This window comes from Kitasatospora sp. NPDC024654 (assembly GCF_055559155.1).
Genome location: NZ_JBVHLF010000161.1, coordinates 1 through 7,525 on the forward strand (window position 1 = coordinate 1; position 7,525 = coordinate 7,525).

Annotated in this window: 8 protein-coding genes; 5 read left to right on the forward strand and 3 right to left on the reverse strand. The window is 67.1% G+C overall.

Annotated elements, in window-relative coordinates; genetic code table 11:
• Nucleotides 1-79 precede the first annotated feature (79 nt).
• The 3 genes from ACZ38L_RS37560 (at nucleotide 80) to ACZ38L_RS37570 (ending at nucleotide 2,102) form a co-directional block, all read left to right on the forward strand.
• On the forward strand, nucleotides 80-202 hold the full coding sequence (locus tag ACZ38L_RS37560) for a hypothetical protein (protein WP_465702256.1): 123 nt from the start codon (nucleotides 80-82) through the stop codon (nucleotides 200-202).
• Between the two features lie 295 nt (nucleotides 203-497).
• Nucleotides 498-1,370, forward strand: coding sequence for a DMT family transporter (locus tag ACZ38L_RS37565; RefSeq protein WP_465702258.1), 873 nt, complete (start codon nucleotides 498-500; stop codon nucleotides 1,368-1,370).
• 9 nt (nucleotides 1,371-1,379) lie between these two features.
• The gene (locus ACZ38L_RS37570; protein WP_465702260.1) at nucleotides 1,380-2,102 is read left to right on the forward strand and encodes a class I SAM-dependent methyltransferase; all 723 of its coding nucleotides are present in this window, start codon (nucleotides 1,380-1,382) and stop codon (nucleotides 2,100-2,102) included.
• 714 nt (nucleotides 2,103-2,816) lie between these two features.
• On the opposite strand, the gene ACZ38L_RS37575 is transcribed toward ACZ38L_RS37570, so the two are convergent.
• Nucleotides 2,817-3,599 (reverse strand): hypothetical protein, encoded by a 783-nt coding sequence (locus tag ACZ38L_RS37575; RefSeq protein ID WP_465702262.1) that lies wholly within the window; start codon nucleotides 3,597-3,599, stop codon nucleotides 2,817-2,819.
• A gap of 401 nt (nucleotides 3,600-4,000) precedes the next feature.
• Here ACZ38L_RS37575 and ACZ38L_RS37580 point away from each other — a divergent pair, with 401 nt between their 5' ends.
• Nucleotides 4,001-4,717, forward strand: a complete 717-nt coding sequence (locus tag ACZ38L_RS37580) for a hypothetical protein (protein WP_465702264.1) — start codon at nucleotides 4,001-4,003, stop codon at nucleotides 4,715-4,717.
• Nucleotides 4,718-5,178: 461 nt separating this feature from the next.
• On the opposite strand, the gene ACZ38L_RS37585 is transcribed toward ACZ38L_RS37580, so the two are convergent.
• Nucleotides 5,179-5,430, reverse strand: a complete 252-nt coding sequence (locus ACZ38L_RS37585; RefSeq protein ID WP_465702266.1) for a hypothetical protein — start codon at nucleotides 5,428-5,430, stop codon at nucleotides 5,179-5,181.
• A gap of 547 nt (nucleotides 5,431-5,977) precedes the next feature.
• Here ACZ38L_RS37585 and ACZ38L_RS37590 point away from each other — a divergent pair.
• On the forward strand, nucleotides 5,978-6,307 hold the full coding sequence (locus ACZ38L_RS37590; protein WP_465702268.1) for a hypothetical protein: 330 nt from the start codon (nucleotides 5,978-5,980) through the stop codon (nucleotides 6,305-6,307).
• A gap of 225 nt (nucleotides 6,308-6,532) precedes the next feature.
• Here ACZ38L_RS37590 and ACZ38L_RS37595 read toward each other — a convergent pair whose 3' ends face one another.
• Nucleotides 6,533-7,027: a hypothetical protein gene (locus tag ACZ38L_RS37595; RefSeq protein WP_465702270.1), complete on the reverse strand. Its 495-nt coding sequence runs from the start codon at nucleotides 7,025-7,027 to the stop codon at nucleotides 6,533-6,535.
• Between the last annotated feature and the right edge of the window lie 498 nt (nucleotides 7,028-7,525).

Genomic DNA, 7,525 nt, shown 5'->3' on the forward strand with positions numbered 1-7,525 from the left:
CGACGCGCAGTCCTACCCGACACCGCCCCGGGAACGGACCAACGCGACATCACAGGCATGAGATCAACCGGCCGCTGCCGTGAAACATCGAGGCCTGGCCATCGGCACCCTGAAGCTCGCCGGCGTCACCAACATCGCGGCCGCGCTCCGCCGCAACGCCCGCGACGCCACCCGGCCCCTCGCTCTCCTCGGCCTGGCGTGATCACAAAACGGACGTCACGCGACTACGCCGAAGCCCTGGTAGGTGAGGGCGTGCGCGGATCGCTCAGGTCGCTGCGCCCTCTGTCACCCGGGACATCTCGCTCAACCTGAGAGTGCTCCACCGGATGGGCGTGAGGCGGATGGCGCAGAAGTTTTCCCAGTAGTTTGTGATGCGCGATTAGAAGATCGACCTAAAGAACCTTCTTGCATCGGCCCGGCGGGTGAACTATGTTCGGATACGGGCGGCTACTGGATTGTATGCCGCTGATCTATTGCCTCGCCTTATCGGGGGATGAATGCGAGCGACTAGGGGGCGGCTCGGGGTATCGGATCGATTCGCTCCGATTGTGCTGGCTGTCTGCACAAGTGCATCGGGGCTTACCGGCCTGCTCGTGGCAGAGTTAGACCTGCCGGTAGCTGTGATCGCTTTTTGGCGCGTGACATTTGCAACGCTCGCGATCGGAGGAGTGATTCTGGCGCAAAGGCGCTGGAAGGTCTTGAGGATAGTGGGATCCGTCAGTGTCGTCGTGGTGCTGGGAATACTGGTCGCCGTGCACTGGATCACCTACTTTGAGGCCATAAAATCGACCTCCCTGATCACTGCGGTGCTGATCGTAAATACGACGCCGGTGTTTGTTGCCGTCCTCGCCCCGATGATCCTTCGCGAGAAGGTCGGAGCAGCGTCTTGGGTGGCCGTATGCGCTTCTCTTGTCGGTTTACTACTGGTCACTTCGGGCGGCGGAGGCGGAGGTGCAATCAGTGCGTACGGCATCACGGTTTGCCTGGTATCTGCCCTTACCTATGGCTTGTTCATCATAGTGCTCAAGTTGTACTCGAAAACGGTTGATGTGCTGGCCTTGGTCCTCTACGAGTCGGCCGTCGCCGCTGTTGTCTTACTCCCGCTCTCATGGGGGTCCATCGGGTCGACGACCTGGTCGCAGATGGCATACCTACTGATCATCGGGGTCGTCATTACGGCATTTTTCGGCGCCCTCTACACGGCAGCGATCTCACACGTCTCTGCAGTTCAGGCCAGTGTTCTTGCGTTTCTGGAGCCCCTGACTGCCGCCCTGCTGGCGGTCATGGTCCTCCAGGACAGACTGACCTGGCAAATCGTGCTCGGCGGCCTCCTGATCATGTCCGGCTGCACTCTCACAATGAAGAGGTGAGATTGAATAATGTTCACAAAAGGGTACCGCAAGCTGCTTCTCGATGGCCTCGCGGAGCTCGGAGTTGCAGCGTCCAAAGTTCTGAATGCTTTACTCTTGCATCCGTATGATGAACTTCGGCTGCGTTTTCAGGTGAACAACTCAACGACGCCCGTGCGCATTTCGATCGGCTGTGGCGACAGTGTCCCTGACGGCTGGTTGGGCCTTGACCTCCAGGCCGGGCCATCGATATACCGGACCGACCTTCGGAAGTCGCTTCCCATGGCGACTGGAACGGTGGACGAGGTCCTGGCCGAACATGTCGTAGAGCATCTGAATGTCGATGAGATCTTCCCGCTTCTGCTCGACTGTCATCGAGTTTTAAAGCCCAGCGGAAGGATCCGAATCGTCTGCCCTGATGGGCTGCTGATCGCCTCTCTGCTGGATGGTGGAGAACCCGACCATGACCGAGTGCGGTGCCACCTGAACTTCGAGGTCAGCCTGCACCAGTTCCCGGAAGACGATCTTCTGGCACTGCGAACCGTCAATCGATTGAGCCATCAATGGGGGGAGCACAGGGCAATTCTCACGGCGCCAATGGTGTCCGAGCTGCTCACGCGGGCAAACTTCTCAGAGATAGTCGAGGTGTCCGCAGAATCAACCAAGTACTTTTCTGAGCCACCCGGGACGCACTTTTCTCGCTACCCGGAGAGTGTGCATGAATGCTTCGTCGTAGAGGCGATTCGACCGTAGAGTCAGGGCTCTGGCAAATTAACTTAATGTCCGTTTTGCCCCTGTGATCCTCAGTCCATGCAGAGGCTCGTGAGCTGGGACCTGCCGCCGCGAGAGACGTCACTGCAGGTCAGACAAAGCGGACGAATCGCGACTTTGCCGGAGCCCTGTGCCGTGACCCGGCTACCCGACCACAGAAAAATACAGTCCCGGCCACCGGAAAGGCGGCCGGGACTTCCGCTTAAATGCGCACTACCGGAATCCGAAGAGGGTGCGAAGGGAATGGCGTGGACCAGGTCCGGCCCCCGTGGCCGGCGCCCATCCAAGGCCCGGGTACCCGGGCCCGTGATCCCGGCCGGCCGCGCCGGCGCGGTCAGGGGCGGGCGGCGAGCAGCCGAGGCACGCGGCTGGCCTTGCCGAGCCAGGCGGCGACGTCCTGGACGACGCAGCCGACCAGGTCCGGCACCTACTGCGCCTGGCATGCCCGCGCCCGAAAACGCCCAGGTCACAGCCCTGTTCATGGCGTGAGGACACGTCTAGCATTCCCGGCACGGCAGTCCCCACAGGCTGCTGAGCAGAGCGGCCGCACCCCGCGCGGCCGAACCTCCCACGGCCGGGACCCGGGTCTCCCCCGTCCCCGCGGTCCCGGCCGGCTGCCCGCCGCCCTTTGGCGCAGCAACTCCCTCTCCGATGAGGGAGCGGAACTATAAGACCCCGGCGCTGACCTGCGGTTCGTCAGGGCTGTTCGACGGCGCGCGTGTCGCCGGTCAGCGCGTAGCGGCGGCAGGCGAGCAGATGCTCGGCGCTGCTGCCGATCTCCGCACCGAGGACGTCCAGGACCTCCTCGGCGTCCCGCTCGCAGATGTACCCGGGCACGACCCGAAGGGCGAGCAGCCCGAGCTCGCGGTCCGACTCCAGTTTCTGCTGCGCCAGGCCGCGGCCCTCGGCGACCAGCACCCGCCACGCCTCGACCGGGAACCCGTCCGGGCCCTGCGTGGTCTCCAGCTCGACCGCCAGCACGTCGGGGCGCTCGCGCAGCTCGGCCACCGCCTCCGCGACCGCCTCCGCGATCCGGCCGGGCTCCAGCTCGCCGCCGGCCTCGGTGCGGGCCTCGGCCAGGTGCTCGGCGACCAGGTCCCCGAGCTCCGCCAGGCGCCCGCGGATCTCGACCACCGCCCGCACCGGCAGCACCAGACCGGTGTCCCACGCGTGGGACAGCTCGGAGCCGGCCTCCCGGCCGACGACGTCCTCGATCGCCTCGGCTGTGGCCGCCAGGTCCAGCAACCGGTAGGCAGTCGACCTCGACACCCCGATCTCCCCGGCCGCGAACGCCGCCCACGACGAATAGCCCAGCGACGTCCACACCCGCGCCCGGTGCGCGGCCCGCACCCGCGCCGCCAGCACCAGCACGGCGCAGCGCACCTCCTCCACCGCCGCGCGCAGCTCCCCGGTCAGCCGCCGCGCCTCGGCCTCACCGACCGGGACGGCCGGCTCCTGGTGCCGCCGCTCGTCTTCCACACCCCTCCCCTGCCCGCCGCCACAACCCTGTATCCAGGGTGTGTTCAGGCTGTGTCGGCTGTCCTGTTCGCCCTGTTTGTCCATGGCCTGGGCTGTGTCCGGGGTGTATCCCGACCACCTCAGCGTGCCGGACTTGCCCTGATTTGCACCATGGCAGGCTGTGTCAGTTGTATCCCGAAGGGGGCGTTTCCCCAGGTGAACGGTGCTCCGGTACCTGTATCTGTTGTCCCGTCTCGAACGATCTGGTCTGCAGCCATGCCTGTGACTTGCGGCGACCAGATCGTCTGAGACGGTCGGCGACTCGGAATCTCAACTGATCTGGTCTGGGCCGCGCGGATGCTGAGCATCGTCTCAATCGATCTGGTCTGTTGGTCAGGACAGCAGAGCCGTAGCCTCTCGGTGTGTCCGCATCAGACAAACCCGTGCTGCCACGCTCGGTGGAGCCGTGCGAAGACGTCCACGCCTACCTCCGTCTTCGGAAGCCGTTGCAGCAATGGCGCATACGGTCGCGTACCTGCGCCGCCATCGATATGGTCGCCGCAACCGCTGGCGCGGTGCTACTTGTCCTTGCAGCAGTTGACAGCCTGGTGTCGTGGCCCTCGGATCGCGTGCTGCTGGACCACGACGAGCTGTCACACGTCGCGGGGGTCATGCTCATCCCCTGCTGGTCGTGGCTGCTCGCGTCTCTCCTCATGGCGATCGGCCGACCACGGCGTAAGACACAGGAGGAAGCCGTCCGTCGCGCCACGGAGCGGACGGTCTGGCGGGCTATGTATCCCAGCGCCCGAGTGCGTCTGGGCTTCGGACTTGTCGGCATCCTGTGTGTGGGCGTGGTGGTCGGCGGATTCGCCGCGGGCGCGGCGAAAGGCGACGCCCGAGCACTGCCGGGCCCGCGGTACGAGGTCAAGACCTTGGACCTTGACGACGCCGCTTGGACGCCGGTCTCAGCAGCCCAGTACTCCCACTGGCAGGCGCGGTTCATCCGGACGGACGGACTCTTCACCTTCTTCGGGCTCATACTGACCAGCGGAAGCCTCGGGCTGCTGCAGCTGCACCGGACGGCAACCACACGGACCAGCTCACCTGAGACGACAAGCGAATCGGACCAGATCATGTGAGATCAGGACCAGATCGCCTGAGACGGAACATCTGTGTCGAGCTGTGGCGCGGACGCGCTCACTGTCCTCTGGCAGGTGATCTTGGTCGATTGCCACCCGATCTTGACAGCTCAGTCCTGTCCAGCTGGAGGCTGGGCGGCTTGCGCCCGGATAAGTTCTTCGAGCGCCGCGACTCGGTTCCGCAGCTCCTCTATCTCCTGGTCGAGGCGCGGGGAGACCGGCCCGAAGCGGGACTTCCTGGGTGCGCCGGGAAACGGCTCTCCCCCGGGAGGGTGGACGAGGCCGACATGGGCCGCCAACTGTCTGAGCGGGGAGGTTGATGAAGGGTTCTTGGTCACGTGCGGCAAGGTATCGGAACCCGCCCGGCTGAAGGACAGCAGGGCGACCGAACTCCCACCCCACAGCGCAGTCGCCAATCGAGATCAATTGTCAATCGGTCAAGACCGTCTGTCAGAGGACACTCACCGGCCGGGCGCGGCGTCCTCCAGGGCGGCGACCAGGCGGGCGTGGATGTCGACGGCGGCCTCCCGCGTGACCGGGTCCGGATCCTCCAAGTGCGACCCGATCAGCTCGGCGGCCGCCGCCAGCACCGGCACCGGGATGGTGGCGGTGCGCAGGTGGAGCATCTGGGCGGCGGCCCGCTCACCCGGGGTGGCGGCCTGGCGGGCGGTGGGGATCAGGGAGTGCAGGCCGCGCGGCTGGGAGCTGGTCACCGAACCATTCTCCCGGCTCCGGCCAGGCTCTGGCACCACGTCGGGCTTCGGCAGCGGCCCGGCCGGCGGCCACCGCCTCGTCCAGTGCCTCGGCGAGTGCCGGCAGGTCCCGCTCGATCCCGTGCAGCACGGTGGCGGGCATCGCGGCCGCCAGCGCGACGGCGGCGGCCAGGGCGGTCCGCTCGCGGGGGCTCAGGATGGGTCGGGGGTCGATGGTGTGGGCGCCGAGGATCACGTAGCCGTCCAGGCCGTCGCGCAGCTCCTCGCGGTAGCTGTAGCGGCTGGGACCTGGCGGTCTGTCGGCTCCGCGTGCGCGAGGCCGTCATTCCGGTCGTATCCGTCGGCGCTGTCGTCGACAGGGCAGGCTCGTTCGGGTGAACGGACCGCGCCCTGGGCGGTGCGTATGCGCATGAAAGGGGCGAGTGCATGACCATCGAACCAGCCGGCCGGAGCCGCGGTGCGAGGCCGGATACAGGGTGCGTCCTCGTGGGCCTCGCCGCCGGGACCGGATGCACATCTACTGATCACCGCGATATCGGAGGACAGTGTGAACAAGCGAGACTTGATCCGCCGGACGGGCTCCGGCTTGATGGCAGCCGGAATGCTCGTCGCGCTCCTGGCTATCACGCCCACCGCCTCGGCCACGCCCGACGCGCGTACGACGCGGGCCGAGCCCACCTACACCTGCCAGGACTACATCCGGTATGACCCGGCCACCACCGCACTCACCGCGTTGGGCTGTCAGCCGCGACCGCCGAAGGAGATCCTCGAGCCGTTCTTCGTCCAAGATTCCGTCCAAAAGTTCGAATGCCAGGTGGGGAGCCGGCTCGCGGACTCCAACGACATCAGGGGCTATGACTGCCAGTCACGGGACTAGGTAGCCGCGTCGCGGTGATCGACCCCGGTACCGCCCATCCTGGCCCACGATGCCCGTGCGGCCCGGCGACCGGGGCCGGCCACCGGGCGACCCCGTGCACACAGGCCGGCCCGACAGGGCATCGGTCACGACCCGGGCATCGCGGCGCGCAACCGCTGGCCGACGCCTGGTGAGTTTCGCCCCTCGGCTGGGGAGTTCCGCCCCGATGAAACTCCCCAGCGCAGGTCAGGGCAGGTGCGCCGCCGATCGCACCAGTCGCAGCCGCCCGGCTCTGACCGTGCTGCAGAACGCTCGGGCCAGACTCCAGCGCAGCCGTCGTTGCGCATGCGCCACGGCGGCGGCCAGGGCGGTCCGCTCGCCGGGGCCCAGGACGGGCCGGGGGTCGATGGTGTGGGTGCCGAGGATCACGTAGCCGTCCAGGCCGTCGCGCAGCTCCTCGCTCAGCTCGCCCGCGCTGTCGGGGATGATCTCGCGGCTGCTGGCCCGTTCGATGTTGTCCGCCGTGATCTCCAGGACCCGGCGGTGGAGCCGGTGCTCCTGGCGGTCAGCGAGTTCACGCACCCAGCCGGTCGCGGTCTCGCCGGCGGTGGCGGCGCGGTGCAGCGCGGCCAGCTCCTCGGCACTCACCGGCCGCCCGTTGTAGTGGGGTCGGTCGTCGCAGATGGCGGTTTGGTCAAGCGGGGCAGGGGTCGGCAGCCAGGACAGCGGAGAGGACGTCATGCCAGTGCAAACCGCCCGGCCACCCGCCCGATCACGCCGTGCGGCAGCGGGTGCAGCAAGGGTCCCCTTGCTGCACGTCGGCAGCCGGATGCTGCACGGCGCAGCGCGGTCCTGCTGCATATCGCGGCCGGTGCAGCAAAGCGGTGCCCGGGGATTGCCGGCTGCTGGTGAGTTTCGCCCCGCTGAAACTCCCCAGCGCAGGTCAGCGGCTGCGACTGCGAACCGCGTCGCAGTCGCAGCCGCACCCCGGGCCGACGCCGGCCTGGTGCTGCGACCGGGCGCGCGACCGCCCCGCCGACGCCTGGTGAGTTTCGCTCCAGGGCTGGGGAGTTCCGCCCCGATGAAACTCCCCAGCGCAGGTCAGGGCAGGTGCGCCGCCGATCGCACCAGTCGCAGCCGCCCGGCTCTGACCCGAATCCGCAGGTAGTCCGGCGAGCGGTGGGCTGATACGGCGACAGGTGCCCGTGCTGGTTTGAGATGATCGAGGTTCTCTACGCC